At 60.9% G+C, this 25514-nt stretch carries 26 protein-coding genes; 22 read left to right on the top strand and 4 right to left on the bottom strand.

What is annotated here, in order from left to right; genetic code table 11:
- Positions 1-52 precede the first annotated feature (52 nt).
- Positions 53-1225, top strand: a complete 1173-nt coding sequence (pobA, locus tag N434_RS19815; protein ID WP_110759982.1) for a 4-hydroxybenzoate 3-monooxygenase — start codon at positions 53-55, stop codon at positions 1223-1225.
- Between the two features lie 214 nt (positions 1226-1439).
- Here the strand turns inward: pobA and pcaQ are convergent, their stop codons facing one another.
- Positions 1440-2381: a pca operon transcription factor PcaQ gene (gene pcaQ, locus N434_RS19810; protein ID WP_065116973.1), complete on the bottom strand. Its 942-nt coding sequence runs from the start codon at positions 2379-2381 to the stop codon at positions 1440-1442.
- A gap of 94 nt (positions 2382-2475) precedes the next feature.
- Between pcaQ and pcaD the strand changes: the two genes are divergently transcribed.
- The 12 genes from pcaD (at position 2476) to aroQ (ending at position 11765) form a co-directional block, all read left to right on the top strand.
- Complete coding sequence (pcaD, locus tag N434_RS19805; RefSeq protein WP_110759981.1) at positions 2476-3273, top strand: 3-oxoadipate enol-lactonase; 798 nt, start codon at positions 2476-2478, stop codon at positions 3271-3273.
- Between the two features lie 3 nt (positions 3274-3276).
- The gene (gene pcaC, locus N434_RS19800) at positions 3277-3711 is read left to right on the top strand and encodes a 4-carboxymuconolactone decarboxylase (protein ID WP_065116975.1); all 435 of its coding nucleotides are present in this window, start codon (positions 3277-3279) and stop codon (positions 3709-3711) included.
- Positions 3708-4448, top strand: coding sequence for a protocatechuate 3,4-dioxygenase subunit beta (gene pcaH, locus N434_RS19795; protein ID WP_077984025.1), 741 nt, complete (start codon positions 3708-3710; stop codon positions 4446-4448). The genes pcaC and pcaH overlap by 4 nt, the downstream gene beginning before the upstream one ends.
- Positions 4449-4450: 2 nt before the next feature.
- Positions 4451-5071 carry a protocatechuate 3,4-dioxygenase subunit alpha gene (gene pcaG / locus N434_RS19790; RefSeq protein ID WP_110759980.1) on the top strand — a complete coding sequence of 207 codons (621 nt, stop codon included), beginning with the start codon at positions 4451-4453 and terminating at the stop codon, positions 5069-5071.
- Between the two features lie 13 nt (positions 5072-5084).
- Positions 5085-6146: a 3-carboxy-cis,cis-muconate cycloisomerase gene (locus N434_RS19785; protein ID WP_110759979.1), complete on the top strand. Its 1062-nt coding sequence runs from the start codon at positions 5085-5087 to the stop codon at positions 6144-6146.
- Positions 6147-6516: 370 nt separating this feature from the next.
- Positions 6517-7185, top strand: coding sequence for an amino acid ABC transporter permease (locus N434_RS19780; protein WP_110759978.1), 669 nt, complete (start codon positions 6517-6519; stop codon positions 7183-7185).
- Between the two features lie 10 nt (positions 7186-7195).
- The gene (locus N434_RS19775) at positions 7196-7846 is read left to right on the top strand and encodes an amino acid ABC transporter permease (RefSeq protein WP_065116979.1); all 651 of its coding nucleotides are present in this window, start codon (positions 7196-7198) and stop codon (positions 7844-7846) included.
- A 39-nt stretch (positions 7847-7885) separates the two neighbouring features.
- Positions 7886-8725: a transporter substrate-binding domain-containing protein gene (locus tag N434_RS19770; protein ID WP_065116980.1), complete on the top strand. Its 840-nt coding sequence runs from the start codon at positions 7886-7888 to the stop codon at positions 8723-8725.
- Positions 8726-8760: 35 nt separating this feature from the next.
- Positions 8761-9597 carry a transporter substrate-binding domain-containing protein gene (locus N434_RS19765; protein WP_110759977.1) on the top strand — a complete coding sequence of 279 codons (837 nt, stop codon included), beginning with the start codon at positions 8761-8763 and terminating at the stop codon, positions 9595-9597.
- A gap of 29 nt (positions 9598-9626) precedes the next feature.
- The gene (locus tag N434_RS19760; RefSeq protein ID WP_065117116.1) at positions 9627-10385 is read left to right on the top strand and encodes an amino acid ABC transporter ATP-binding protein; all 759 of its coding nucleotides are present in this window, start codon (positions 9627-9629) and stop codon (positions 10383-10385) included.
- A 70-nt stretch (positions 10386-10455) separates the two neighbouring features.
- Complete coding sequence (locus tag N434_RS19755) at positions 10456-11325, top strand: shikimate dehydrogenase (protein ID WP_110759976.1); 870 nt, start codon at positions 10456-10458, stop codon at positions 11323-11325.
- Positions 11322-11765: a type II 3-dehydroquinate dehydratase gene (gene aroQ / locus N434_RS19750; RefSeq protein ID WP_065116982.1), complete on the top strand. Its 444-nt coding sequence runs from the start codon at positions 11322-11324 to the stop codon at positions 11763-11765. Before N434_RS19755 ends, aroQ begins: the two co-directional genes overlap by 4 nt.
- On the opposite strand, the gene N434_RS19745 is transcribed toward aroQ, so the two are convergent.
- Complete coding sequence (locus tag N434_RS19745; protein WP_065117118.1) at positions 11740-12432, bottom strand: TetR/AcrR family transcriptional regulator; 693 nt, start codon at positions 12430-12432, stop codon at positions 11740-11742. The two genes, aroQ and N434_RS19745, sit on opposite strands and share 26 nt — an antisense overlap.
- Before the next feature lie 122 nt (positions 12433-12554).
- Here N434_RS19745 and N434_RS19740 point away from each other — a divergent pair, with 122 nt between their 5' ends.
- Positions 12555-14456: a bifunctional sugar phosphate isomerase/epimerase/4-hydroxyphenylpyruvate dioxygenase family protein gene (locus N434_RS19740; RefSeq protein ID WP_110759975.1), complete on the top strand. Its 1902-nt coding sequence runs from the start codon at positions 12555-12557 to the stop codon at positions 14454-14456.
- Between the two features lie 60 nt (positions 14457-14516).
- Here N434_RS19740 and N434_RS19735 read toward each other — a convergent pair whose 3' ends face one another.
- On the bottom strand, positions 14517-14810 hold the full coding sequence (locus N434_RS19735; RefSeq protein WP_110759974.1) for a putative quinol monooxygenase: 294 nt from the start codon (positions 14808-14810) through the stop codon (positions 14517-14519).
- A 403-nt stretch (positions 14811-15213) separates the two neighbouring features.
- On the opposite strand from N434_RS19735, the gene N434_RS25830 reads away from it, so the two are divergent.
- From N434_RS25830 to N434_RS19705, 7 genes are all read left to right on the top strand, one after another.
- The gene (locus tag N434_RS25830; protein WP_181424025.1) at positions 15214-15351 is read left to right on the top strand and encodes a hypothetical protein; all 138 of its coding nucleotides are present in this window, start codon (positions 15214-15216) and stop codon (positions 15349-15351) included.
- A gap of 139 nt (positions 15352-15490) precedes the next feature.
- Positions 15491-17311, top strand: coding sequence for an ABC transporter ATP-binding protein (locus N434_RS19730; RefSeq protein ID WP_110759973.1), 1821 nt, complete (start codon positions 15491-15493; stop codon positions 17309-17311).
- 41 nt (positions 17312-17352) lie between these two features.
- Positions 17353-18888, top strand: coding sequence for an ABC transporter substrate-binding protein (locus tag N434_RS19725; protein WP_110759972.1), 1536 nt, complete (start codon positions 17353-17355; stop codon positions 18886-18888).
- Between the two features lie 76 nt (positions 18889-18964).
- Positions 18965-19888, top strand: coding sequence for an ABC transporter permease (locus N434_RS19720; protein ID WP_037092271.1), 924 nt, complete (start codon positions 18965-18967; stop codon positions 19886-19888).
- A 6-nt stretch (positions 19889-19894) separates the two neighbouring features.
- Positions 19895-20743, top strand: a complete 849-nt coding sequence (locus N434_RS19715; protein ID WP_020811984.1) for an ABC transporter permease — start codon at positions 19895-19897, stop codon at positions 20741-20743.
- 5 nt (positions 20744-20748) lie between these two features.
- Entirely contained in the window at positions 20749-22482 is a 1734-nt protein-coding gene (locus N434_RS19710) for a M14 family metallopeptidase (RefSeq protein ID WP_110759971.1), read from the top strand.
- Positions 22483-22686: 204 nt separating this feature from the next.
- Entirely contained in the window at positions 22687-23511 is an 825-nt protein-coding gene (locus tag N434_RS19705) for an AraC family transcriptional regulator (protein WP_110759970.1), read from the top strand.
- A 79-nt stretch (positions 23512-23590) separates the two neighbouring features.
- On the opposite strand, the gene N434_RS19700 is transcribed toward N434_RS19705, so the two are convergent.
- Positions 23591-23965 carry a hypothetical protein gene (locus N434_RS19700; RefSeq protein WP_065116987.1) on the bottom strand — a complete coding sequence of 125 codons (375 nt, stop codon included), beginning with the start codon at positions 23963-23965 and terminating at the stop codon, positions 23591-23593.
- A gap of 343 nt (positions 23966-24308) precedes the next feature.
- Here N434_RS19700 and N434_RS19695 point away from each other — a divergent pair, with 343 nt between their 5' ends.
- On the top strand, positions 24309-25481 hold the full coding sequence (locus N434_RS19695; RefSeq protein WP_065117121.1) for an ABC transporter substrate-binding protein: 1173 nt from the start codon (positions 24309-24311) through the stop codon (positions 25479-25481).
- Positions 25482-25514: the final 33 nt, after the last annotated feature.

Here is a 25514-nt window from a genome sequence, read left to right as displayed (position 1 = left end):
TGTGACCCGCCTTGGTCAATTTCTTGACCGGAGACAAGTTCGGGAGGAAACAATGCGCACACAGGTCGTCATCATCGGCTCCGGCCCCTCGGGGCTGCTGCTTGGCCAGCTTCTGGCGGGAGCCGGTGTCGAGACCGTCATTCTCGACCGGGTCAGCAAGGATTATATCCTCGGCCGCGTTCGCGCCGGCGTGCTGGAAGAAGGCACCGTGCAGCTGATGGAAAAGGTCGGTGCGGACAAGCGCCTGCACCGCGAGGGCCTGCCGCATGACGGTTTTTCGCTGACCTTCGACGGCCGAGACCACCGCATCGATCTGTTCGATCTGACGGGCGGCAAACGCGTTATGGTCTATGGCCAGACCGAAGTGACGCATGATCTTATGGATGTGCGCGAGGCGGCGGGCCTCGTCACCATCTACGACGCCGGAAATGTCGAGCCGCATGATTTCGATGGCGCAAGCCCCTATGTCACCTATCAGAAAGACGGCGTAAGCCACCGGATCGATTGCGATTTCATCGCCGGCTGCGACGGCTTCCACGGCATCAGCCGCAAATCCGTGCCTCAAGGCGCGATCAAGGAATTCGAGAAGGTCTATCCCTTCGGCTGGCTCGGCATTCTCGCCGATGTGCCGCCGGTCAACCACGAACTCATCTATGCCAACCACCCGCGCGGTTTTGCCCTCTGTTCCATGCGCTCAAACACACGCAGCCGTTATTACATCCAATGTTCGCTGGAGGACCGGCTCGAGGACTGGAGCGACGAGCGCTTCTGGGACGAAATTCGCCGCCGCCTGCCGGAAAACCATGCGGATGTGATGGTCACCGGCGCGTCCTTCGAAAAATCCATCGCACCGCTCCGGTCCTTCGTCAGTGAACCCATGCGGTTCGGACGGCTGTTTCTGGCCGGCGACGCCGCCCATATCGTGCCGCCGACCGGCGCCAAGGGCCTGAACCTTGCCGCCAGCGATGTGCATTATCTGAGCGAGGCGCTGGTCGAGTTTTATCGCGAAAAATCTGAAGCCGGCATCGATGCCTATTCGCAGAAAGCGCTTTCCCGCGTCTGGAAGGCCGTGCGCTTTTCCTGGTGGATGACGACGATGATGCATCGTTTTCCCGATACGGGGGATTTCGGCCAGCGCATTCAGGAAGCGGAACTGGATTACCTCGTGCAATCGCGCGCCGCTTCCACCGCGCTTGCGGAGAATTATGTCGGACTTCCATATTAGGGGCACCGGGACAAATAGCACGAGACAAGCGGCGTGTTCATCCGCACCAGTTTCACGTCCGTCACCCCGGACCCGATCCGGGGTCCAGCGCGATCAAGTCCTTGATCGCAAAAGACTCCTTTCTCACGGCGCAGACGCGCCGTGGCTGGATTCCGGCTCAAGGCCGGAATGACGGAGGAGAGCTTCTCAGACTTTTCCGACCCTCACCCTCATCTCAAGAGCCAGCCTCCGCCCTCCCATCCAGCAACTCGCCCGCCGCCTCGCGAATAGCCTGCATCAACAGCGACAGCGGCAGCGAGGGCTGCGTATCGGCCCGGACCGTCAGCCCCACCGGCCCGCTGGTATCGCCGGTTTCAACCGGCAGGATCGCCAGAATACCGTCCGTCACATCCGCCGCCACCACGCCTTCGGAGATGATCCAGATCGCATCGCTGGTGCGCAGGAAGGCGCGGCCAAAGGCGTCGGACACGGTTTCGATGCGGATCGGCAGGGCCGGCACGCCATTGGCGATCAGAAACTGCTCGACGACAGGGCCGATCACGGATTGCCGCGTCGGCATCAGTACCGGATATTCATGCAGGTGATCGAACACCGAAAGGCCGGGTGACAGCAATGGGTGGCCGGCGCGCACCACGAAGCGCACCTTTTCAGAATAAAGATGTTCGAAGGAAAAACCCGCCATTTTCTGCGGCGCGGCAAGACGGCCAACGACGAGGTCAAGATCGCCGACGCGCAGCTGCTCCAGAAGCACGGCGTTTTCGCCCGTCACGATCTTCACCGGGCTGCCGGTCTTTTCCGCCAGAAAACCGGCCATTGCCTGCGGCATGATCCGCACCGAAACCGTGGGCAGAGCGCCGACCCGCACCGGCGGACCGGCCCGCGCCGCCTCCTGCGAGACCGAATCGACCGCCTGTCGCAGCGCCGTCATCGTCGCGCCGGCATGACGCAGAAAGACCTCGCCATAACGGCTGATGCGGATGCCGCGCCCCTCCCGGTCGAACAATGACACGCCGAGAATCTCTTCCAGTTCACGGATAGTCTTTGTCACCGCCGGTTGGCTGACATGCAGAATTTCGGCGGCGCGGATGACGCTTTTCTGCCGCGCCACCTCCACGAAAGTCTGCAGGTGGCGGAACTTGATACGCTGGTCGACCATCGCTTGTATAATCCACAGGTTATGATTTTCATCGATAATGTCATTTTACTTAACCGGAACCGGCTTGCAATATCCCCGGCAGGAGGAGCACATCATGCATTTTCTGCGCCGCGGCGAGACCGTGATCCATTATCGCGTCAAGGGATTGGACAGCGGCAAGCCGGTCATCGCCTTCATCAATTCGCTCGGCACCGATTTCCGCATCTGGGATGCGGTCACCGAAGCACTTGGCGATGATTATGCCTATGTCCTGCACGACAAGCGCGGCCACGGGCTTTCCGATGTCGGAGGCGCTCCCTATTCCATCGACGATCATGCCGGTGATCTGATCGCGCTTCTCGATCATCTCGGCGTCAAAGGCGCAATCATCTGGGGCCTGTCGGTCGGCGGACTGATTGCGCAGGGGCTTTATGCCCGCCGTCCTGATCTGGTGCGCGCACTCCTGCTCAGCAACACCGCCCACAGGATCGGCACGGCCGAGATGTGGAACGCCCGTATCGACAAGATCGCCGCCGATGGCCTCGCCTCGCTGGTCGATCCCGTCATGGAGCGCTGGTTCACGCCAGCGTTTCGCCAGCCTGACAATGCCGCCTATGCCGGTGCGCGCAACATGCTTTCGCAGCAGCCGGAGGCCGGCTACAGCGGCACCTGCGCCGCCATCCGCGATGCCGACTTTACCGATGAAGCGGGCCGCATCGCCGTGCCCACACTCTGCGTCGCGGGTGATCAGGACGGCTCGACACCGCCGGAACTGGTGCGGTCGCTAGCCGATCTTATCCCGGCAAGCCGTTTCGTCACCATCGCCGGCTGCGGACACATCCCCTGCCTTGAACAGCCGCTTGCCTACACACAGGCGGCCTCCATTTTTCTGAAGACCTTGCCGGAGCATTGACCGATGGCGGACCATATCGACAAGAATGAACGTTTCGAACAGGGCATGAAGACCCGCCGCTCGGTGCTGGGCGATGCCCATGTCAACCGGGCGCAGACCATGACGTCCGGCTTCGACCAGCCCTTCCAGCAGCTCATCACCGAAGCCGCCTGGGGCACGGTGTGGTCCGGCAATCACTGGACGAAGCGCGAGCGCTCGATGGTGACTATCGCCCTGCTTGCCGCGCTGGGGCAGGATGAGGAGCTGGCCATGCATGTGCGCGCCACCGCCAATACCGGCGCCACCGAGGCGGATATCCGCGAGGCACTGCTGCATGTGGCGATCTATGCCGGCGTGCCCGCCGCCAACCATGCTTTCAAGATCGCCAAGCTTGCCCTGGCCAGCATGAAGGCCGATAGTTCCCTTGATAATTCTGGCGATGGGGAGGAGACGAAATGAGCAACCAGCCGCCCGAAACCGGGCCGTTCTTCGCACGCAACCGCGATATTCATCCGCTCGCCTATGCGCCCGGCTACAAGACCTCGATCCTGCGCTCGCCGCAGCGTGCGCTGATTTCGCTGGAAGGCACGAAAAGCGAGATCACCGGCCCCGTCTTCGGCCATGGCATGCTGAACCCGCTGGATAACGACCTCATCCTCAACTATGCCCGCCCCGGCGAAATGCCGGTTGGCCCGCGCATTCTGGTGCATGGCCGGGTGCTGGATGAGCGCGGCCGCGGTGTGGATGGCGCGCTGGTGGAATTCTGGCAGGCCAATGCCGGCGGCCGCTACCGCCACAAGAAGGAAAGTTATCTCGCCGCCATCGATCCGAATTTCGGCGGCGTTGGCCGCACGATCACCGATGAGAATGGTTATTACTGGTTCAAGACCATCCAGCCGGGTGCTTACCCCTGGCCGAACGGGGTCAATGACTGGCGGCCGGCCCATATCCATTTCTCGGTCTTCGGCCACGGCTTTGCCCAGCGGCTGATCACCCAGATGTATTTCGAGGGCGATCCGCTGATCTGGAAATGTCCCATCGTCAAGACCATTCCGGACGAGGATGCCATCAAGCGGCTGATCGCGCCGCTGGACATGAATGCAACGCTGCCGATGGACATGCTGGCCTATAAGTTCGATATCGTCCTGCGCGGTCGCCGCTCGACCCTTTTCGAAAACCGCATGGAGGGCAACTGACCATGGTTCAGCCGCTCAACTATTTCAAGGAAACCGCCTCGCAGACGGCCGGCCCCTATGTGCATATCGGCTGCACGCCCAATTTCGTCGGCATCGAAGGCGTGTTCGAAAAGGATCTGGGGTCCGGTCCGCTTTATAACGACAAGGCTCGCGGCGAGCGCATCAGTGTGCGCGGCACGGTTTATGACGGCGCGGGAATGCCGCTGAAGGACGCCCTGATCGAAATCTGGCAGGCCGACACGGACGGTTATTACAACAGCCCGAGCGAAACACGCGGCAAGGCCGATCCGAATTTCATCGGCTGGGGCCGTTCGCCGGGCGACATGGATACGGGTGAATTCGTCTTCGAAACCATCAAGCCGGGCACCGTGCCGTTCCGCGACGGTCGGCCGATGGCGCCGCACATCACCTTCTGGATCGTCGCGCGCGGCATCAATATCGGCCTGCAGACCCGCATGTATTTTCCGGAAGAACAGAAGGCCAATGCGGCCGACCCGGTTCTGGCCCGCGTCGAACAGAAGAGCCGCATCGCCACGCTTGTCGCCCAAAAGGAGGAAGGCAACGTCTATCGTTTCGATATCCGCCTTCAGGGCGAAGGCGAAACCGTGTTTTTCGATATCTGAGCGAGACGGAAGAATGAGCCTTTCCCCTTTCGAACATCCGTTCCTGTCCGGCCTGTTCGGCGACAGCGAGATTGTCGAGCTGTTTTCAGCGAGAGCGGATATCGACGCCATGGTCCGTTTCGAGCGGGCATTGGCCGAGGCGGAAGCAGGGGCAGGCCTCATCCCGGAAGATGTGGCGGAAACGATCGTTTCGGGGCTTGCCGACTTCGCCGCCGATATGACGGCGCTTCGCCACGGCGTCGCAAAGGATGGCGTGGTGGTGCCGGAACTGGTGCGGCAGATGCGGGCGGCGGTCACCTCTCCAGCGGCGGAGAAGGTGCACTTCGGCGCGACCAGCCAGGATGTCATCGATACCAGCCTGATGCTGCGGTTGAAGGCGGCGGCGGAAATCATTGCCACCCGGCTTGGCCACCTCATCGATGCGCTCGGAGACATCTCCTCTCGCGACGGCCATAACCCGTTGACGGGCTATACCCGCATGCAGGCCGCCATCGGCATCACCGTCGCCGACCGGGCGGCGAGCTGGATCGCGCCGCTGGAGCGCCACCTATTGAGGCTTGAAACCTTTTCCCGGAACGGCTTTGCCCTGCAATTCGGCGGCGCGGCCGGCACGCTGGAGAAACTTGGCGACCATGCCGCTGCCGTGCGCACCGATCTTGCAAAGCGCCTCGGCCTTGCCGACAGGCCGCAATGGCAGAGCCAGCGCGACGGCATTGCCGAATTCGGCAATATTCTCTCCCTCATCACCGGCACGCTCGGCAAGTTCGGCCAGGATATTGCGCTGATGGCGGAACTCGGCGCCGAAATCCGCCTCTCCGGCGGCGGCGGTTCCTCGGCCATGCCGCACAAGCAGAATCCGGTGAATGCCGAAACGCTGGTGACACTGGCACGCTTCAATGCCGTGCAGATCTCCGCGCTGCACCAGTCGCTTGTCCATGAACAGGAAAGGTCGGGCGCGGGCTGGATGCTGGAATGGATGACACTGCCGCAAATGGTGACGGCGACGGGCGCTTGCCTGCTGATCGCCGAACGCCTCGCCGGACAGATGGACAGGCTGGGTGCGGGCGAAGACTAGCCGGAAAGCCTGACGGTTTTCGCTCTGGAATCGGCATCCCGGACGCCTCCCGCCACCTCTTCGGCGGCGGCGTCACCGTGCCTTGAAAACGCTTGCGCATCCGCGCATTAGCCGTTGATAACACAAGACTTTCTCAAAAATGACAGATGCATAAAAAACAGCTTTTCAGCTGCTTTTTAACCGGCTGAAGCGCTTGACACAAAAATGAACTAACTGGTACAAACAATCTTGTCGACGCCATGCCGCGAGCGAGGAGAAAGAACCCTCGGGGCAAGGCCAGGCGAATGGAGGGCTTTGGCGCCGAAAGGCTTCCAGGGCGATGCGGACAAGGCGGAACGCCTGTCCGGACCCGCACGGGTTGGGAGGAAGAATGTCTTACAGTCTCGATTTTTCAGCGGTCCTCGACCAGCTGCCAGAGTTGCTTTTGGCCTGTCTGGCAACGATCGGCCTTGCCATTGCCGGCATGTCGCTGGCAACCGTCATCGGGGTATTCGGTGTCATCGCCCGCCGTTCACGGTTCCGGCTGCTGCGCGGTCTCGTCATCGGTTTTGTGGAAGTCATCCGCAACACGCCGTTTCTGGTGCAGATATTCTTCATCTTCTTCGCCCTGCCGCAGATCGGTATAAGGCTCAACCCCACGGTTACCGCCATCATCGCGCTGGCTCTCAACGGCGGCGCCTATGCCATTGAAATCATTCGCGGCGGCGTCGATTCCATTCCAAAAGGCCAGGTGGAGGCGGGACTGGCGCTCGGCCTGCACCGCGCCCAGATCTTCCGCCACATCATCCTGAAACCGGCGCTGCGGGCGGTCTATCCCTCGCTCACCAGCCAGTTCATCATGCTGACGCTGACCACTTCCGTCTGCACCTCCATCGCCGCCTACGAGCTTACCTCGGTGGCGCAGAAGATCGAGGCGGACACCTTCCGGTCGTTTGAGGTCTATTTCTCGATCACCCTGCTCTATCTGGTCATTTCCTCGCTGATGATGGGCATCTTCTCGCTCATCTCCCGCGCATCGTTCAGCTATCCGGTCAAGTGAGGAAAAGACAATGGCTTCCATCGGTCCCAACGAACTCTTCTTCCTGCTGCAAGGCCTGAAATGGACGCTTGCCCTGACCCTGATCGGTTTCATCGGCGGCGGCGTCTTCGGCCTGTGCGTGGCGCTTGCCCGCGTTGCCGATAACGTGGCGATCCAGCGGGCCAGCACCGGATACATCGCCGTCTTTCAGGGCACGCCGCTCCTGATGCAGCTTTTCGTGGTCTATTACGGCGTGGCGCTCGCGGGCCTCAATGTCGATGCCTGGATTGCGGTCGCCATCGCCTTTACCCTGCACGCCAGCGCCTTCCTCGGCGAAATCTGGCGCGGCGGCATCCAGGCGGTGCCGAAGGGCCAGACGGAAGCCGCCAACGCCCTCGGCCTGCATTACCTGTCGCGCATGAAGGACGTGGTCCTGCCGCAGGCCTTCAAGATTTCGCTGCCGGCCACCATCGGCTTCCTCGTGCAGCTCATCAAGGGCACCTCGCTTGCGGCAATCGTCGGTTTCGTCGAGCTGTCGCGGGCGGGCCAGATCGTCTCCAACCAGACGTTCCGCCCGCTCACCGTCTTTGCCCTCGTCGGCATCATCTATTTCCTGATCTGCTGGCCGCTCTCCCTGTGGGGCGCCGGCGTCGAAAAGCGGCTGCAGGCCGCGTCCCGCTAGTCAAAATCATCTCATCAGCTTTGTAAGGAGGAGCAAAAGATGAAAACCACCAGCATGAAATTTTCACGTCGCACCCTCATGGCGCTTGCCGCGGCAGCGGTTGCGCTGCCCTTCGTCGCACCGGCCGACGCTTTCGCCGGCACGGTGGAGGAAGCCAAGGCCAAGGGCAAGGTCGTCATCGGCATTCAGGGCGACAACTCGCCCTGGGGCTTCGTCAATTCGAGCGGCGTGCAGGACGGTCTCGATGCCGATATCGGCAAGGCCTTTGCCGACTATCTCGGCGTCAAGGTCGAGTTCGTGCCGCTCGCCGTGGCAAACCGTATCCCGGCGCTTTTGACCGGCAAGGTCGACGTGCTTTTTGCCACCATGGGCATGACGGCCGAACGCGCCAAGACAATCCAGTATTCCAAGCCCTATGCCGGCAACGTCCTTTCCGTTTATGGCCCCAAGGACAAGAAGATCGCCGGCTATGACGATCTGACCGGCATCGCCGTCGGCGTGCCGAAGTCCAGCGCCATGGATACGGCGATCACCGCCGGCGCCGGTTCCAAGGCCAACATCCTGCGTTTCGACGATGACGCCGCCAATATTCAGGCGCTGATTTCCGGTCAGGTCGAAGTGGTCGGCGGCAACCAGTTTTATGGCGACCGCCTGAACACGGCGGCCGAAGGCAAATATGAGCCGAAATTCGATCTGACGACGCTTTATAACGGCGCCGGCACCCGTCCGGGTGAAAAGGACTGGAACGAGACCATCAACACCTTCCTCGACAAGATCAACTCGGATGGCCAGCTGGCCAAAATCTATGACAAGTGGATGAAGCGCGAAGTGCCGGCCTTCCCGGACAGCCTGCCCGACATTCCGTTCACCGTGAAGTGAGCATCAGGCGAGGCTGATATCGGGAGGAGCAACCGATGGGAATTTTCAACAACCGGACAGGTTGGCGGACAGCCCTTGCAGTCGGATTGGCAGCGCTGCTGCCAATCCTGACACCCGCAGGCGCGGATGCCAGAACGCTGGAAGAGGCAAAATCCAGCGGCAAGGTGATTATCGGCATCCAGGGCGACAATGCGCCCTGGGGCTTCATAAACTCCACCGGTGTCCAGGAGGGCTACGATGCCGATCTGGCAAGGGGGTTTGCGGATTATCTCGGAGTGAAGGTGGAGTTCGTGCCGCTTGCGGTCGCCAACCGCATTCCTTCGCTTCGCACCGGCAAGGTCGACGCACTGTTCGCATCGATGGGAATGACGCCGGAACGCGCGAAAAATGTCCAGTATGCGCAGCCTTACGCGCATAATGTCATGTCGGTCTATGCCACCAGGGACAGGAAAATCGCCAATTTCGACGACCTGACGGGGATGACCGTCGGCGCGCCGAAATCCAGCCCGATGGATACGGCCCTGACCGCCGGTGCGGGCAGCAAGGCGAATATCCTTCGCTTCGATGACGACGCCGCCACCATTCAGGCGATCCTGTCGGGGCAGATCGAGGCGATCGGCGGCAACCAGTTCTACGGCGATCGTCTCGCGGCGGCCGGCGGCAAGGACTACGAGGTAAAGTTCGATCTCGTGACCCTTTACAACAGCGCCGCCACGCGTCCCGGCGAAAAGGACTGGAACGAAGCGCTGAACGCCTATCTGGACAGGATCAAGGCCAATGGCGACCTCGAAAAAGTCTATGCCAAATGGATGAAGCGCCCGGTGCCGCAATTCCCGGCCTCGCTTCCTGACATCCCCTACACCGTCAACTGAAACCGCTGCCAAGCATGAAGGAAAGTTCCATGCCGCAATCCGCCGCTCAGGCTCCGCTGATCGCCCTTGAAGGGGTTGGAAAGTGGTATGGAGCCTTCCATGCGCTCAAAAATGTCAACATGACCGTTCGCAAGGGCGAGAAGATCGTTCTTTGCGGGCCGTCGGGTTCGGGAAAATCCACCCTCATCCGCTGCATCAATCATCTGGAGGAAATCCAGGAGGGCAAGATCACGGTCGAGGGAACCACGCTTTCGGATTCCAGCCGCGCCATCGATGCGGTGCGCCGCGAGGTGGGCATGGTGTTCCAGAGCTTCAATCTCTTTCCGCACAAGACCATCATGGAAAACTGCACGCTCGCCCCCATGCGGGTGAAGGGCGTCTCCAAAGCCGACGCGGAGGCGACGGCGCGCAAATATCTGGAGCGCGTGCGCATTCTCAATCAGGCGGACAAGTACCCCGCCCAGCTTTCCGGCGGCCAGCAGCAACGCGCGGCGATTGCCCGGGCGCTGTGCATGGAGCCGAAAGCCATGCTGTTCGACGAGCCGACCTCGGCGCTCGATCCGGAAATGGTGAAGGAAGTGCTCGACACCATGATCGGCCTTGCCCGCGACGGCATGACGATGATCTGCGTGACCCATGAAATGGGTTTTGCCCGGCAGGTGGCCGACCGCGTGGTCTTCATGTCGGAAGGCGAGATCATCGAGGAAGGTCCGCCGGAAGAATTCTTCCGCGACCCCAAGCACCAGCGTACCCGCACGTTCCTCGGCGAAATTCTCGCCCACCATTGAGGTTCGCGCGCTCGCAGACAGGCGGGATTGTCCCGCCTCTCCCACCCCGTCCGATGAGCGACCCGTGATCATGACAGAGAAAACCGCATTCAAGGTCGGCCTGATTGGCGCCGATATCCAGCTTTCCAAATCGCCGGCGCTGCATATGCGCGAGGGCGCCGCCCACGGCCTCGACTATTCCTACGAACTGGTGGATGTCTCCGCCCGCAGGCTGCCGCCGAGCGCGCTTCCCGACCTGCTCGACGAGCTGGAGGCGCGCGGTTTTGCCGGCACCAACATCACCCATCCGTTCAAGCAGGCGGTTATCGCCCACCTCGATGAGCTGTCCGACGATGCCCGTATGCTGGGCGCCGTCAACACCGTGGTCTTCAGGCATGGCCGCCGCATCGGCCACAATACCGACTGGTACGGTTTTTACGAAAGCTTCGTGCGCGGCCTGCCGGATGCGAGGCGTGACCGGGCGCTGCTGGTCGGCGCGGGCGGGGCTGGCGTGGCCGTGGCCCATGCGGCGCTGAAGCTCGATATAGCCCATCTCGATATTTTCGACCGTGACCTTGCGCGTGCGCGGCAGCTGGCCGGCGAACTGAACGCCCGTTTCGGCAAGGGCCGCGCCTTTGCCGTAACAGACCCGGCGGCCTCCCTGCCCTTCGCCGATGGTCTGATCCATGCAACGCCCATGGGCATGCCCGCCCATCCCGGCATGCCGGTTGCGGCCGCTCTCATCGAGCAGCGGCATTGGGTGGCCGATATCGTCTATATGCCGCTCGTCACCGAATTGCTGGCGGCGGCGGCGAAAAAGGGCTGTCGCACCCTGCCCGGCGGCGGCATGACCGTGTTTCAGGCCGTCGGCGCATTCCGCCTCTTCTGCGGCCGCGAGCCCGATGCAGAGCGCATGACGGCGCATTTCACCGAACTTTGCATGGCCGAGGGCGTGGCATGAGCCTTTTCACCGTTTTGAACGGACCCAATCTCAACCTGCTCGGCCAGCGCCAGCCGGAAATCTATGGCTATGAGACCTTGGCCGATATCGAGACCAACTGCCGCACCGTCACGGAAGCCGCCGGTCATGCGCTGTTTTTCGCCCAGAGCAATCGCGAATACGAGCTGATCGACTGGATTCACGAGGCGCGCGGCAAATCATCGGGCATCGTCATCAATCCCGGCGCCTTCACCCATACGTCGGTGGCGATCCTCGATGCGCTGAACGCCTTCGAAGCACCTGTCATCGAAGTGCATATTTCCAACATCCACAAACGCGAGGTTTTCCGGCACCATTCCTATGTCTCGACCCGCGCCGAAGGCGTCATCGCCGGCCTTGGCATCGAAGGTTATGAGGTGGCGCTGCGCCACCTCATCAATCGCCTTTCCCGATCCGCGTAATATGCTCGGGCCTCAAGACATAGCGCAGCAACATCTCCGCCACATGCGCGGACAGCGCTTCCTGGCCGGCCTCGCTAAAAAGCGTGTTGCCAAAATTGAACGAAAAGGTCTCGGTATTCGAGACGTTATAAAAAGACAGGGCGCTGATCTGCCAATGCAGTTCAAGAGCGTCCAGTCCGGGCCGGAACAGGCCGGCATCCTGCCCGCGCTTCAATATTCGGCGCATGATTTCAATGGCTGGCCGGTTGACGTCGCGGATCGCTTCGGAAACCCTGATATGCCTGCCGTGGTGAATGTTTTCCGTCATCACCATCCGCACGAAAGCGGGGTTGCGGCGATGGTGCTCGAAGGTAAACCGACAGAGCTTCTCAAGCGCGGCGACCGGCTCGAGATCATCCAGCTCAAGACTGCCTTCGCCGCCACGCACCTGCGCATAGGCCTCTTCCAGGACGCGTTTGTAAAGGCCTTCCTTGTCGCCGAAATAATAATAGATCATGCGCTTGGACGTGCGCGTGCGCGCCGCGATTTCATCGATGCGGGCGCCGGAAAGGCCGTTCTGCGAAAACTCCTCCATGGCCACCGAAAGAATGTCGCGGCGAACCCCCTCCGGATCGCGCTTCGCCTGCCGGCTGCCTCGGGTTCCGTTCGAAGTCGCGCTTTTGGTCATCATCCATTCCATCGGTGGGGCGGCCGGCTTCCGGTCACGCCCTGATTATTAACCAATCAGTACATAAGGCTGAAAAGGAAGGCAATATGGCGAGCTATGACACGATAAGACACGGCATGCCAATGCGCACATCCATTGCAACCGTATCGATCAGCGGCGAATTCCCCGAAAAACTGGCGGCCATCGCCAAGGCGGGCTTTTCCGGCGTGGAGATTTTCGAAAACGATTTCCTGACCTATGACGCCTCGCCGCGCGAGGTGAAGGCGCTGGCCGCCGATCACGGTCTGGATATCACCCTGTTCCAGCCGTTCCGCGATTTCGAGGGCATGCCGGAACCGCACCGCACCCGCGCCTTTGAGCGCGCGCAGCGAAAATTCGATATCATGGGCGAGCTCGGCACCGATCTGATGCTGATCTGCTCCAATGTCTCGCCGGTCTCGCTTGGCGGCATCGACCGCGCGGCGGCCGATTTCCATCAACTGGGCGAGCTTGCGGCCAGACATGGCGTGCGCGTCGGTTACGAGGCGCTGGCCTGGGGCCGCCATATCAGCGATCACCGCGATGCCTGGGAGGTGGTGCGCCGCGCCGACCACGCCAATGTCGGTATCATTCTCGACAGTTTCCACACGCTGTCGCGCAAGATCGATCCCAATTCGATCCGCTCCATTCCCGGCGACAAGATTTTCATCGTGCAGCTGGCCGATGCGCCGCTGATCGACATGGACCTGCTCTACTGGAGCCGCCATTTCCGCAACATGCCGGGCGAAGGCGATCTGCCTGTCGTGGATTTCATGCGCGCCGTCGCCGCCACCGGCTATAGCGGCCCGCTATCGCTGGAAATCTTCAACGATCAGTTCCGCGGCGGCTCGGCCCGGCTGCTCGCCGAAGACGGGCACCGTTCGCTCGTCAACCTCATGGATCAGGTGCGCCGCCTCGAACCCGATATTCGCATCGACGTGCCCGCCATGCCGGAACGGGTTGAGACGCAAGGGGTGGAATTCGTCGAATTCACCACCGCGCCGGAGGAAAAGGCCCATCTGGAGACCCTGCTCGCCACGCTCGGTTTTGAAAAAACCGCAAGGCATCGCAATCGCAATGTCGATCTTTATACGCAGGGCGATATCCGCATTGTCATCAATACCAGCGATGACGGCGACAGTTTCGCCGGTGCGTCCTATTCCATCCACGGCACCAATGCCTATGCCTTCGGCCTGAAGGTCGATGATGCCGGGGCAGCCCTTGCCCGGGCGGAAGCGCTCGGCGCACCGACCTTTGCCGAACCGCGCAAATCAGGCGAAGTCACCGTTCCCGCCATTCAGGGCGTGGGCAACGGCGTCATCTATTTCCTCGATGCCTCGCCGGCGCTCGCCTCCATCTGGGACAAGGAATTCGTCTCCACAGGCAGTCCGAAGGCACAGGGCGCTGCCGGGTTGATGCGGATCGATCATCTTGCGCAAACAACGCATTACGATGAAATGCTGACCTGGCTTCTGTTTTACACCTCGCTGTTTTCCACCCGCCGCACGCCGATGGTCGATGTGGTCGATCCCGGCGGGCTGGTGCGCAGCCAGGCGATTGAAAGCGTGCCGGCGCCGCATTTCCGCCTGACCATGAACGGTGCGGATAACCGCAAGACCTTCGCCGGCAAATTTCTGGCCGAGGGTTTCGGCACCAGCATCCAGCACATCGCCTTTGCCACCGACGATATCTTCGCCACCGCAAAAGCCTTGCAGGCGCGCGGTTTTCACGCCCTGCCGATCTCGCGCAATTATTACGACGATCTGGAAGCCCGTTTCGGGCTGGAGCCGGAATTTTCCGATGCGCTGAGGGCCGCCAGCATTCTTTATGACCGCGACGACAATGGCGAATATTTCCAGATCTACAGCCGCACCTTCGGGGAAGGTTTCTTTTTCGAGATCATCGAAAGGCGCGGCGCTTACGGTGGTTATGGCGCGATGAACGCACCCTTCCGAATTGCCGCGCAGCGACGCCTTGCCCCGCCGGTCGGCATGCCGAGGGAATAGGTATCGTCACGATACGATCAGGCCGCAGCCGGCAGGAATGTCGCTGCGGCCAACCCGTATTCAAGCCAGCGTCGTTATCTCATAATCCCGTGGAATGGCGACGGTGGCCGTGAACCACTCCGATGCCCGCGTCCGCTGCTGATGGAAATCAAAGGCGGCGCGATCGGCAAAAAGCTCCTCCACCCGCCAGACCAGAGGATCGTCGGTCCGGGTGACGTCGAAGGAAATGCAGCCGGGCTCCGCTCTTTTCAGACGAAGATGTTCGGGAAGATGGGTTTCCACAAGCCGGATATCCTCCACCGATGTGCAGCGCAGGAAGCCGGACAGTCTGACCGCACCCGTTCCATTCGTCATATTCTCTATCCTTTTTCGATGATCCATATCCGCCTTCTACGACGAGAAGCAGCACAATCATCTACGCTTGCGGACATCAAGACAAAATTCGCCCGCCAATCCCTCCGCAGTCCGCTCGGGGGCCTGATCCGGGGGATCTGCAACCGTTGAAATCAATGGAGTCTCGAGAAAAACACGAGGATGATTTCGTGTATGGCGAGATTGCGTACATCCATATGCCCGGTGGGCCAACCGGCGGCGCCCGCCCGGAAACACGCTGACGTTCATCTCGCCCTCGCTTCGCGCCCAAAATAAATGCACCTGCGCATTTGTAGAGCAGTACACAAAAATTGTTCAACACTCTGGACATGATTGTCCGGTTTTGTTAGCTTTTTTGTAAAACAAGGGTGGGGAATACAATTTCATGCACATCATCGATTCCGGGGCCGATGCCGCGCGTTCTGCCGGCACCGACGCGGTTGCTTTCAGGGCCGGAAAAAGATCGCAATATCCGCGTCCGCCAGCCGCATCCGATGTGCATCGCACCCTCAAGGTGGCGTGAGACACCATGCGCTTTTCCGCGACATTCACCGCCTCCCGCACATCCCTGCATACCGAGCCCTTATTCCACACCCTTTGCCCTTCCATAATTCAGATGGCCGCGCCAGAATTGCCGCGCACGCCAAGCCGGAGACGCTGACATGACTGCCGCAAACCGCAACGCCCTCCTCTCGGTCGAAGGCCTGAGCGTCGAGTTCGGTAATAGCCGCGTCGTGGACGATATCTCTTTCAGCGTGGAGCCCGGCCGGACCGTGGCGATTGTCGGCGAGTCCGGATCGGGAAAATCGGTCACCTCGCTGTCCACCATGCGCCTTGCCGACATGATGGGCGCGACCTACCCCACCGGCAAGATCCTGTTTGAAGGCAGGGACCTGCTGAAGGCGTCGCAAAAGGAGATGCGCGCGATCCGCGGCAAGGAGATCGCCATGATCTTCCAGGAGCCGATGACCTCGCTCAACCCCGTCTTCACCATCGGCGACCAGATCTGCGAAGTGCTTGTGCTGCATGAAAAGATGGGCAAGCAGGCGGCGCTGGCGCAAGCACAGACGCTGCTCGAAATGGTGCGCCTGCCCGATGCGGCCGAGCTTCTGAAGCGTTATCCGCACCAGCTTTCCGGCGGCATGCGCCAGCGGGTGATGATCGCCATGGCGCTCGCCTGCCGGCCGAAGCTTTTGATCGCCGACGAGCCGACGACGGCGCTTGACGTGACCATTCAGGCGCAGATTCTCAACATCATGCGCGACCTGCAGAAAAAGCTCGGCATGGGCATGGTCTTCATCACCCATGATATGGGCGTGGTGGCGGAAATGGCCGATGACGTCGTTGTCATGTGGAAGGGCAAGAAGGTCGAGGAAGGCCCGGTGAAGGATATCTTCGCCAATCCGCAACACCCTTACACGCGTGCCCTGCTTTCCGCCGTGCCGCGCCTCGGCAGCATGGAAGGCGAAGAATTTCCCAAGCGCCTGCCGCTTACCGTGCTGCAGGACGGCCAGCCGGTGGTGGTCGGCGAGGAGCGTGTGCAGAACACCGCGAAATATGACGCCAAGCCGCTTTTGTCGGTCAAGGACCTGTTCGTGCGTTTCGATATTCGCAAGAACCTGTTCGGCAAGGCGACGCACCGTTGCAGCGCCGTGCAGAAGGTGAGCTTCGATATTCACGCCGGCGAGACGCTGGCGCTGGTGGGCGAGTCCGGTTCCGGCAAATCCACCATCGGCCGCACCATTCAGCAATTGCAGACCGCAATATCAGGCGAGATCGCCTTCAACGGACGCAGCTATTCTGAAATGTCGGCGGCGGAGCGCTTCCGCATGCGCCAGGAAGTGCAATATATCTTCCAGGACCCCTTCGCCTCGCTCGATCCGCGCAAGACGGTTGGGTTCTCGATTGCCGAGCCGATCAACACCCACGGTTTGATCAATGATCAGAAGGCGGTACGCCGGCGGGTGGATGAATTGCTGGAGCGTGTGGGCCTCAGCTCCGAACATGCCGCGCGTTATCCGCACGAGTTTTCCGGCGGCCAGCGCCAGCGCGTCTGCATTGCCCGCGCGCTGGCTTCCGATCCGAAGCTGATCATCGCAGACGAGGCGCTCTCGGCGCTCGATGTCTCCATTCAGGCGCAGATCATCAATCTGTTCATGGATTTGCAGGCCGAGCGTGGCCTCGCTTATCTCTTCATCAGCCATGACATGGCTGTCGTGGAAAAGATGAGCCACCGCGTCGCCGTGCTTTATCTTGGCCAGATCATGGAAATGGGCAGCCGCCGGCAGGTGTTCGAAACGCCGACGCATGATTATACCCGCCGCCTGCTTTCCGCCGTGCCGGTCGCCGATCCGACCATCGAGCGCCGCATCGCCATGATCGAGGGCGAAATACCCAATCCCGTGCGCCGTGTCGGCGACGAGCCGGCCATTCTCGCCCATGAGGAAATCAATCCGGGCCACTTCATCGCGAAGAGCGCCTGAATAACAACCAGAACCGCAACCATCTGAAGAGGAACAGGTAGATGACAATGATCAAAAAGGGGATGACGACAACGTTCGTCGCGCTTGCCATGGCCGCCACGGCCTTTACCGCCGCACCGGCTCTTGCCGCCGGCAAGATGACCATTTCCAGCCCGCAGGACCCGGGCAGCTGGGACCCGATCGACACCTTCCTCGTGCAGTGGGCGGCTGTGGCCACCAACATCTTCGATGGCCTCACCTATCGCGGCCCGGACCTGAAGGTTGTGCCCGGCCTTGCCGAATCCTGGGAAGAGCTGGATGAGGGCAAGCGCATCCGCTTCAAGCTGCGCCAGAACGTCAAGTTCCACAATGGCGAACCCTTCAACGCCGCCGCCGTCAAGTTCACCTTCGAGCGCCTTCTCGGCGAACAGGGTGCCAAGGGACCGCAGCGCTCCAACTATGTCGCCATCGAAAGCGTCGATGTCATCGACGATTACACCGTCGACATGAAGCTGAAGGCGCCCGATCCGGTGCTGCTGACCAAGCTTGCCGGTTATGGTGGCATGATCGTTCCGCCTGCCTACATCACGGAAAAGGGCGAGGACAATTTCAACCTCAACCCAGTCGGCACCGGCGCATTCAAATTCGTTTCCTACGCGCCGAAGACCAATATCAAGCTGGAAGCCAACCCCGATTACTGGGGCGGTGCGCCGAAACTTTCCGAGCTTGAATATCGCTTCATCGCCGAGCCGGCGACCGCCGTTGCCGAATTGCAGGCCGGCCGTGTCGATCTCGTCATTCCGCCCACCATCCCGATCGGCATGATCCCGGTCATCGAAGGCGATTCCAAGCTTGAGATCGTCAGCGTTCCCGGCCCGACGGTCGATGCGCTGCGTTTCAACACCCGTGACGGCATCACCGCCGATCCGAAGGTGCGCAAGGCGATCATCATGGCCGTCGATCGCGGCACCATCGTCAAGTCGATCCTCGCCGGCCAGGCATCGGAAATCGCAAGCTTCCAGAGCGCGCTGTCCTTCGGTTACGACCCGGCACTGAAGCCGCTGCCTTACGATCCGGAAGGCGCGAAAAAGCTGCTCGCGGAAGCCGGCGTCAAGGCAGGCGCGGCGCTGCAGATCGATATCCGCGGCAATGACGCGACGATGAACGAGGTGGCGCAGGTTATTTCCAGCTACCTCTCCATGGTCGGCATCACCGCCACCATCAAGCCTTACGAAACAAACGTTCTCTTGAACGACATCATCCCGCAGGGCAAGACCGGCGCGATGTTCCAGCAGAAATGGGGCGGCTGGACCTTCGATTACGACAACACGGCCTATTCCATGTATCACTCGGGTGAAAAGTGGAACCCTTACGACAAGGACGAAAAGCTGGACAAGCTGCTTGAATCCCAGCGTCCGCTGACCGACCGTGCCGAGCGCGAAAAGATCCTCAAGGAAATCGGCAGCTATACCGCCGAACGCGCGCTGGAAATCCCGCTTTACAACACCAATGCCATTTACGGCATCAACAAGCGGGTCAAGGGTTTCGTCGCACCGCCGGATAACCGCCTGAAGCTGACCGACGTCACCGTCGAATAATCAGGCTGTTTTCTGATCAACACACCTTGCCCGCCGCAACGCGGGCAAGGCCGGGTCTCTCTTCAAGGTAAAAAACGTGGCCGGTTTCCTCATCAAGCGATTGCTGCAGGCGATTTTTGTCGTCATCGCCATCACCCTTCTCGTTTCTTTCGCCATCCGCCTCACCGGCGATCCGGCTGTCACCATGTTCCAGGGCGGCGGCAGCATGACGGAAGACGATCTGGCGCGCATTCGCGCGGCGCTCGGTACCGACCGGCCGTTCTTCGTGCAATATTTCAGCTTCCTGAAGGGCCTCGTGACGCTCGATTTCGGCCGCAGCTTCACCGGCAGCACGCCGGTCTCGCGCCTCATCGCCGATGCCCTGCCCGCCACGCTTTTGCTCGCCTTCATCTCCATGGCGGTGTCGATCGCGCTTTCCATCCCGCTCGGCATCAAGGCGGCGACCTCGCGCGGCAAGACGGCCGATCAGGTGATCCGCATCTTCTCGCTCATCGGCCTTTCCTTCCCGAACTTCTGGCTCGCCACCATGCTGGTGCTCTTGTTCTCCATCACGCTCGGCTGGCTGCCTCCAAGCGGCATGGGCGGTTTTGCAAGCTACATCATGCCCGCCGTCACCATGGGCGTCATCCTGACGGCCACCAATGTCCGCCTCGTGCGCACGGCCATGCTCGATACGCTGCGCTCGCAATATGTCATGGTGGCGCGCGCCAAGGGTCTCAGCGAAAGCAAGGTTCTCTACAAACACGCGCTGCGCAACTGCGCCATTCCGCTCATCACCTATTTCGGCCTGCAATTCGGCGGATTGCTCGGCGGTATCGTCGTCATCGAGCGGGTCTTCAACTGGCCGGGCCTCGGCACGCTTGCCTTCGATGCGGTCGGCGCGCGTGACTATCCCGTGCTTCAGGCCGTCATCACCGTGCTGTCGCTGATGATCGTCGGCATCAACCTTCTGGTCGATATCGCCTATGGGCTTGTCGATCCGCGCATCCGCACGGAGTAAGTGACGATGGCTGCCAAAACCTCGCGTCTCGCGCGCTTCACCAATCTCGAATTCGTCCTCGGCGCGTTCCTCACGACAGTCATCTGCCTTGCCGTCGTCTTTTCCGACGTGCTGTTTCCGGGCGGGGCTGACAAGATCGACCTGATGGCCCGCCTTGCCAAGCCCTTCGCCAATGCCGCCCATCCGCTCGGCACCGATCCGCTCGGTCGTGACGTGCTCGCCCGTGTCGTCGCCGGCGGCAAGATTTCGCTGCTGGTCGGTTTCACCTCGGTCATCGGTGCGGTCATCTTCGGTGTCGCGGTCGGCCTGGTCGCCGGTTATTATCGCGGCTTCTGGGACATGCTGGTCATGCGCTTTGCCGATATCCAGCTCGCCATGCCCTTCATTCTCTTGGCCATCACCTTCATCGCCATTGTCGGCGGCAGCCTCACCAACACCATCATCCTGCTGATCGTGTCTCAATGGGTGCAATATGCCCGCCTCGTGCGCGGCTCGGTGCTGACGCTTCGGGAGCGGGAATTCATCCTGTCTGCCCGCGCCATCGGCGTGAAGGACTGGCGTATCATCCTCCAGCACCTGCTGCCGAACCTCATCGGCCCGGTCATCGTCCTGATGACGCTGAATGTCGCCAACAACATCCTCTTGGAAAGCAGCCTTACCTTCCTCGGCCTCGGCGTTGATCCGACCATACCGAGCTGGGGCGGCATGCTGGCGGATGGCCGCACCTATCTGCAGACCGCATGGTGGGTCAGCGTCTTCCCCGGCCTTGCCATCCTGCTGACTGTGCTTGGCCTCAACCTTCTCGGCGACTGGCTGCGCGACAGCCTTGACCCAACAGGCAGAACCTCGAGGTAATCCAGATGAGCCAGATTTTCGACCAGACCTTCGAGCGTACTCTGGATACCCTCGTCGCCCGCGCGACACCCGGCCAGTCCTTCGAGGCCTGGACCTTCGACGACGCCAAAAGCCGCCGCGAGGCCGAAGAGAGGCTGAAGAAAAAAGGCGTCAGCGCCCGCATCCGCAGCGCCTACAAACCGCTTCTCTTCACCTTTCTGGAAGAGATCAATCTGGATGGCGTCGACACCATCGAGGTGCGTTACCCCGTGCACGCCAACGCCCCCGCCAACCGTTTCCGGCTGGAGGCCTACCCGCTGGCGGCTCTGGTGGGCGATGCGAAGATCGATTTTATCGCCCGCGACGACGACGCCTTCCATTATGACGTTACGCTGAGCCGTAATGGCAGGAAGGAAACCCTGAAGGTTCTGGCCCCAAACCGGGTTCATACCGATATCGTCGGCGAAACCAATGTCTCGCCAACCGGCTGGTTCCGGCCCGCCGGCGAGGCTGCGGGCGAGCTGCTGGAGACGGATTACGAGCGGCTTTTCGAAGCGGCGATCCATGCCGTCGCCAACCACGGCTGGGGCGATGAGGAGCCCTATTTCGAGGAACTGAACATCCGCGTCGCGCATCCGGCCGAAGACCTACCGCTTTCCGTCGGCGATGAGGTCGTCAGCCTGCGTGAAGCGCTGCACGAGGATTTCTATTTCTCGCTCCTGGAGTTCTTCCAGAAGAAATCCGGCCGCCCGCTGGGTGACCGGGGCCTGAAGCCCGGCCAGATCGTGCCGGAGATTGTCAAAAGCGAAGGCGGAATCTCGCTGCGCATCGAGACCCGCGCGCTCAGCACCACCTTCCTCGATGGCGGCGAGCAGCCGATCGATACGGCCCGCGAACCGGTCGCGGCAGGCCAGCTCGTAAAGCTGCTTGAAGAGATCGGCGGCGAGACCTTCGACGCCCGCTCGCGCTCGGGTCGCGTCCTTGCCGCCCGTTACGTGGCCGGCAGCGATGCCGCCGTGATGGTGAGCGGTGGCCAGCACCCCAACGAGACGACAGGCATCGTCGGCGCCATCCGCGCCGCCCGCAAACTCGCGGAGCGCAAGGGCGCGCATTTCACCATCTCGCCGCTGGAAAACCCCGACGGCTACGCCCTGCACCAGCGCCTGCGCGTCGACAATCCGCGCCACATGCATCATGCCGCGCGTTACACCGCTCTTGGCGACGATCTCGAATATCGCACCCCGGAAAATTCGGGGGCGCATCTCAACGAGAAGGAAATCCGCTTCAAGGCGCAGGAGATGAGTGGCGCGCGCCTGCATGTGAACCTGCACGGTTATCCCTCACACGAGTGGACCCGGCCTCTATCCGGTTATGTGCCGCGCAATTTCGCCATGTGGACGCTGCCGAAAGGCTTCTTCCTCATCATCCGCCACCACGCGGACTGGGAAAGTCAGGCGGAAGCCCTGCTCGACAAGGTAACCCGCCATCTGGGCGCCATACCCGGCCTTCTGGACTACAACAACCGCCAGATCGCGCTTTATGAAATCCACGCCGGCGAAACCGGTTTCCGCATCATCAACGGCTTCCCGTGCCTGTCCTCCATCGACGACCGCCACACCGTGCCGATGACGCTGATCACCGAATATCCCGATGAAACCATCTATGGCGACGATTTCATCACCGGCCATACCGCGCAGATGGAAACGGTCCTCTCCGCCTATGAGGCATGGCAGGAGATTGTGTCGCCGCAAATCGCCTGACGCCGCCAGACGGAACGGCCATGCCAGCGTGTTCACCTCCGGGGCGCGCTGGCAACCCGTTAATTTGCGAGAGGCGGCGCATAAGGCCGACAATGTTCGGATGTCTCCTGTATTGTCGGCCTTATGCGCGACAACAAGTCAAACCCGATCAAGCATGAAGCGGAACGGTTTTGCATGGTGCGGGTGTGAACCACAGGAGACCCCATGCCCGCTCTGGACAAGCTTATCTGGCAGATCGAAACCGATCTGCATAAAAACCTGACATTGACGGTCCTGTCCGACCGCTGCGCCATCAGCACGCATCATATGTGCCGGTTGTTTCAGCTTTCCACCGGTCTGTCGATCATGTCCTATGTCCGCGCGCGCCGACTATCCGAGGCGGCCAGAACCATCGCAGGGTGCGATGCTGACATCCTCACCGTCGCGCTCGGTGCGGGATACGGGTCCCATGAGGCGTTCACACGAGCCTTTGCGAATTATTTCAACACATTACCAAGCATTGTTCGCAAGGCCCGATCAACCTCGTCCCTTGATCTCATGGAGCCATTCAAAATGAAGAAAGACATGTTCGTCGACGTCCAGCCGCCGGAAATACGCCGGCGCGACGCCTTTATGGTGGTCGGCCTCAGCACCACCTGCTCGCTGGAAAACAACGGCGCCATTCCGGCACTGTGGCAGGCCTTCAACATGCGCGAAAGCGACGTCGAGGAGGCGGTGGCCGGGGCCGCTTACGGCGTCTGCAGCGTTGCCGATGAAGCCGGAAACTGCACATATCTCGCCGGCGTCAGGGCGCTGAAGAAAACGCCGGGCATGGATCATGTCGAGTTGCCCGCACAATCCTATGCGGTTTTTGTCCATAACGGCCACGTCTCGGATCTTCCCGGAACGGTCTATACGATCTGGAACAAGGCGCTGCCCGATGCCGGATTGAAGACCGCCCCCTCTCCCGATTTCGAGCTTTATGACCGGCGCTTCGATCCACAAACAGGGCGTGGAACCGTGGAGATCTGGGTTCCGATCATAACCTGAGGCACAAGCTTGTGACCATGCATGCTCCAGCCTCGCCTTGGAGCATGCACTGCAACCCCGCTGCGAAAATGCGGTGAGCCTATTTCGTCGTCGTGGCGGCGGCGAGCTTCTGATCCCGCTGCTTCTGCAGCAGCTTCTTTCCCTTGCTGAGAATATGCAGATTGGCTGCGTCGAGCTTGTTGTAACCCGCCTGAATGATATCGATATCGGCAACGTGGCCGATCGCCGCGAGCTTGTACATGACGTCGCCGACGGCCAGATCGATGGCTGGAGCCGGTGTGGATGCGGCATCCTTCAACGCCGCCTGAATATCTTCCGCCGTTCCGCCCATGGCATGATAGAGCGTGAGCGCCTTGCGCAGGAATGCCTCACGACGCTCGATCCTGTTGTTGAGCATATTTTCTCCAATGCGATTTCGCATCAGCTCAACAGCTTTATTCTGATATTCGCCCATCAAGACACCAAGTAAAGTTCAAAAATATGCTTCGAGAGACTACGAAAAATCCCCTTCGAACTGGTTAAAGTCCCGGGTTTTCGCCTCCCTGCAAGCACTATTCCGCACCGGGTTTGCCCGAAGCTGTCTTCACCTCACGCCATCGCCGGCGGTCGCCGGTTTGAGAATCGCCGGGCGGCGCTTAATGTCCGATCCGGTATGGGGGCAGAGCGGAATGGCAGGGTATTGATAACCGTCAGGTTATTTATTACCCCCCTTATTTCATTTTACTTTGGCCACGGCACTCATCAATCTGGCAGCCTGGATCGGTGGATGGGAGCCACGGATCAACTGGGAGGAAATCATGAAACTACGGATCACCGCCGCAATCGCGGCCATCTGCTTCAGTACTGCCGCTTATGCCGAGACGATCAAGGTGGGCGTGGTCGGTCCGTTCTCCGGCCCGTTTGCGCTACAGGGCAAGAACTTCAAGGCCGGCATCGATGCCTGGTTCGCCCTTCACGGCAACAAGATCGGCGATGACACGGTCGAGGTCGTCTATCGCGATGTGCCGCAGGCCGATCCGGCGCAGTCCAAGGCGCTGGCGCAGGAGCTGGTAGTGAAGGAAGGCGTGCAATATCTCGCCGGCTTCTATTTCACCCCTGATGCCATGGCCGTCACGCCTTTGCTGAAGCAGGGCAATGTGCCGATGGTCATCATGAATGCCGCCACCTCGGCCATCGTGACGAAAAGCCCCTATGTGGTGCGCACCTCTTTCACCACCTGGCAGACCTCCACCCCCATCGCCAAGGTGGCGTTTGATGGCGGCGTGAAGAAGGTCATTTCGCTGGTCAGCGATTACGGCCCGGGCGTCGATGCCGAGAACGCCTTCAAGGCGGCCTTTACCGCCGCCGGTGGCGAGGTGGTGGAAACCATCCGCATGCCGCTTTCCACCAATGATTTCAGCCCGATCATGCAGCGCGTGAAGGATTCCGGCGCGCAAGGCGTCTTCGCCTTCCTGCCGTCAGGCCCCACCACGCTCGGCTTCGTCAAGGCCTTCAACGATAACGGCCTGAAATCCGCAGGCGTCAAGCTCTTCGCACCGGGCGATCTGACACAGGAATCCGACCTGCCGGCGCTTGGCGAAGCCGCACTCGGCATGCAGACGACCTTCCATTACGCCGTCTCGCATGATTCCCCTGAGAACAAGACCTTCGTGGAAGCCGCCGCCAAGGCGATCGGCAATCCCAAGGAGCTGTCCTTCCCCGCAGTCGGCGCCTTTGACGGCATGTATGTCATCAGCAAGATGATCGAGGCGACCGGCGGCAAACAGGATGCGGAAAAGGCGGTGGACGCGGTGAAGGGTCTTTCCTGGACAAGCCCACGCGGCCCTGTCAGCATCGATCCGGAAAGCCGCCACATCACGCAGAACATCTATCTGCGCGAAGTGGCCAAGGCCGATGACGGCAGCTATTACAACAAGGAAGTCCAGACCTTCGAAAAACAGGGCGATCCGGGCCTCGCCGCCGCGAAATAACCGGCGATACGGGCCTCGCCGCGACAATGGCGG

It is taken from the genome of Rhizobium sp. UGM030330-04, assembly GCF_003208455.1.
GTDB classification, from domain to species: Bacteria; Pseudomonadota; Alphaproteobacteria; order Rhizobiales; family Rhizobiaceae; genus Agrobacterium; species Agrobacterium rhizogenes_A.
Note: the sequence above shows the minus strand (reverse complement) of the source record. Positions and strands in the feature narration are given on the sequence as shown.

Coding starts and splice junctions, on each gene's coding strand:
- pcaG (WP_110759980.1), top strand. CDS start 4,451: ATGGTTCAGCCGCTCAACTATTTCAAGGAAACCGCCTCGCAGACGGCC.
- pcaH (WP_077984025.1), top strand. CDS start 3,708: ATGAGCAACCAGCCGCCCGAAACCGGGCCGTTCTTCGCACGCAACCGC.
- N434_RS19740 (WP_110759975.1), top strand. CDS start 12,555: ATGCGCACATCCATTGCAACCGTATCGATCAGCGGCGAATTCCCCGAA.
- N434_RS25830 (WP_181424025.1), top strand. CDS start 15,214: ATGCACATCATCGATTCCGGGGCCGATGCCGCGCGTTCTGCCGGCACC.
- N434_RS19775 (WP_065116979.1), top strand. CDS start 7,196: ATGGCTTCCATCGGTCCCAACGAACTCTTCTTCCTGCTGCAAGGCCTG.
- N434_RS19780 (WP_110759978.1), top strand. CDS start 6,517: ATGTCTTACAGTCTCGATTTTTCAGCGGTCCTCGACCAGCTGCCAGAG.
- N434_RS19730 (WP_110759973.1), top strand. CDS start 15,491: ATGACTGCCGCAAACCGCAACGCCCTCCTCTCGGTCGAAGGCCTGAGC.
- N434_RS19705 (WP_110759970.1), top strand. CDS start 22,687: ATGCCCGCTCTGGACAAGCTTATCTGGCAGATCGAAACCGATCTGCAT.
- N434_RS19735 (WP_110759974.1), bottom strand. CDS start 14,810: ATGACGAATGGAACGGGTGCGGTCAGACTGTCCGGCTTCCTGCGCTGC.
- pcaC (WP_065116975.1), top strand. CDS start 3,277: ATGGCGGACCATATCGACAAGAATGAACGTTTCGAACAGGGCATGAAG.
- N434_RS19760 (WP_065117116.1), top strand. CDS start 9,627: ATGCCGCAATCCGCCGCTCAGGCTCCGCTGATCGCCCTTGAAGGGGTT.
- pobA (WP_110759982.1), top strand. CDS start 53: ATGCGCACACAGGTCGTCATCATCGGCTCCGGCCCCTCGGGGCTGCTG.
- N434_RS19710 (WP_110759971.1), top strand. CDS start 20,749: ATGAGCCAGATTTTCGACCAGACCTTCGAGCGTACTCTGGATACCCTC.
- N434_RS19725 (WP_110759972.1), top strand. CDS start 17,353: ATGACAATGATCAAAAAGGGGATGACGACAACGTTCGTCGCGCTTGCC.
- N434_RS19715 (WP_020811984.1), top strand. CDS start 19,895: ATGGCTGCCAAAACCTCGCGTCTCGCGCGCTTCACCAATCTCGAATTC.
- N434_RS19695 (WP_065117121.1), top strand. CDS start 24,309: ATGAAACTACGGATCACCGCCGCAATCGCGGCCATCTGCTTCAGTACT.
- N434_RS19770 (WP_065116980.1), top strand. CDS start 7,886: ATGAAAACCACCAGCATGAAATTTTCACGTCGCACCCTCATGGCGCTT.
- pcaQ (WP_065116973.1), bottom strand. CDS start 2,381: ATGGTCGACCAGCGTATCAAGTTCCGCCACCTGCAGACTTTCGTGGAG.
- pcaD (WP_110759981.1), top strand. CDS start 2,476: ATGCATTTTCTGCGCCGCGGCGAGACCGTGATCCATTATCGCGTCAAG.
- N434_RS19745 (WP_065117118.1), bottom strand. CDS start 12,432: ATGACCAAAAGCGCGACTTCGAACGGAACCCGAGGCAGCCGGCAGGCG.
- N434_RS19700 (WP_065116987.1), bottom strand. CDS start 23,965: ATGGGCGAATATCAGAATAAAGCTGTTGAGCTGATGCGAAATCGCATT.
- N434_RS19785 (WP_110759979.1), top strand. CDS start 5,085: ATGAGCCTTTCCCCTTTCGAACATCCGTTCCTGTCCGGCCTGTTCGGC.
- aroQ (WP_065116982.1), top strand. CDS start 11,322: ATGAGCCTTTTCACCGTTTTGAACGGACCCAATCTCAACCTGCTCGGC.
- N434_RS19755 (WP_110759976.1), top strand. CDS start 10,456: ATGACAGAGAAAACCGCATTCAAGGTCGGCCTGATTGGCGCCGATATC.
- N434_RS19765 (WP_110759977.1), top strand. CDS start 8,761: ATGGGAATTTTCAACAACCGGACAGGTTGGCGGACAGCCCTTGCAGTC.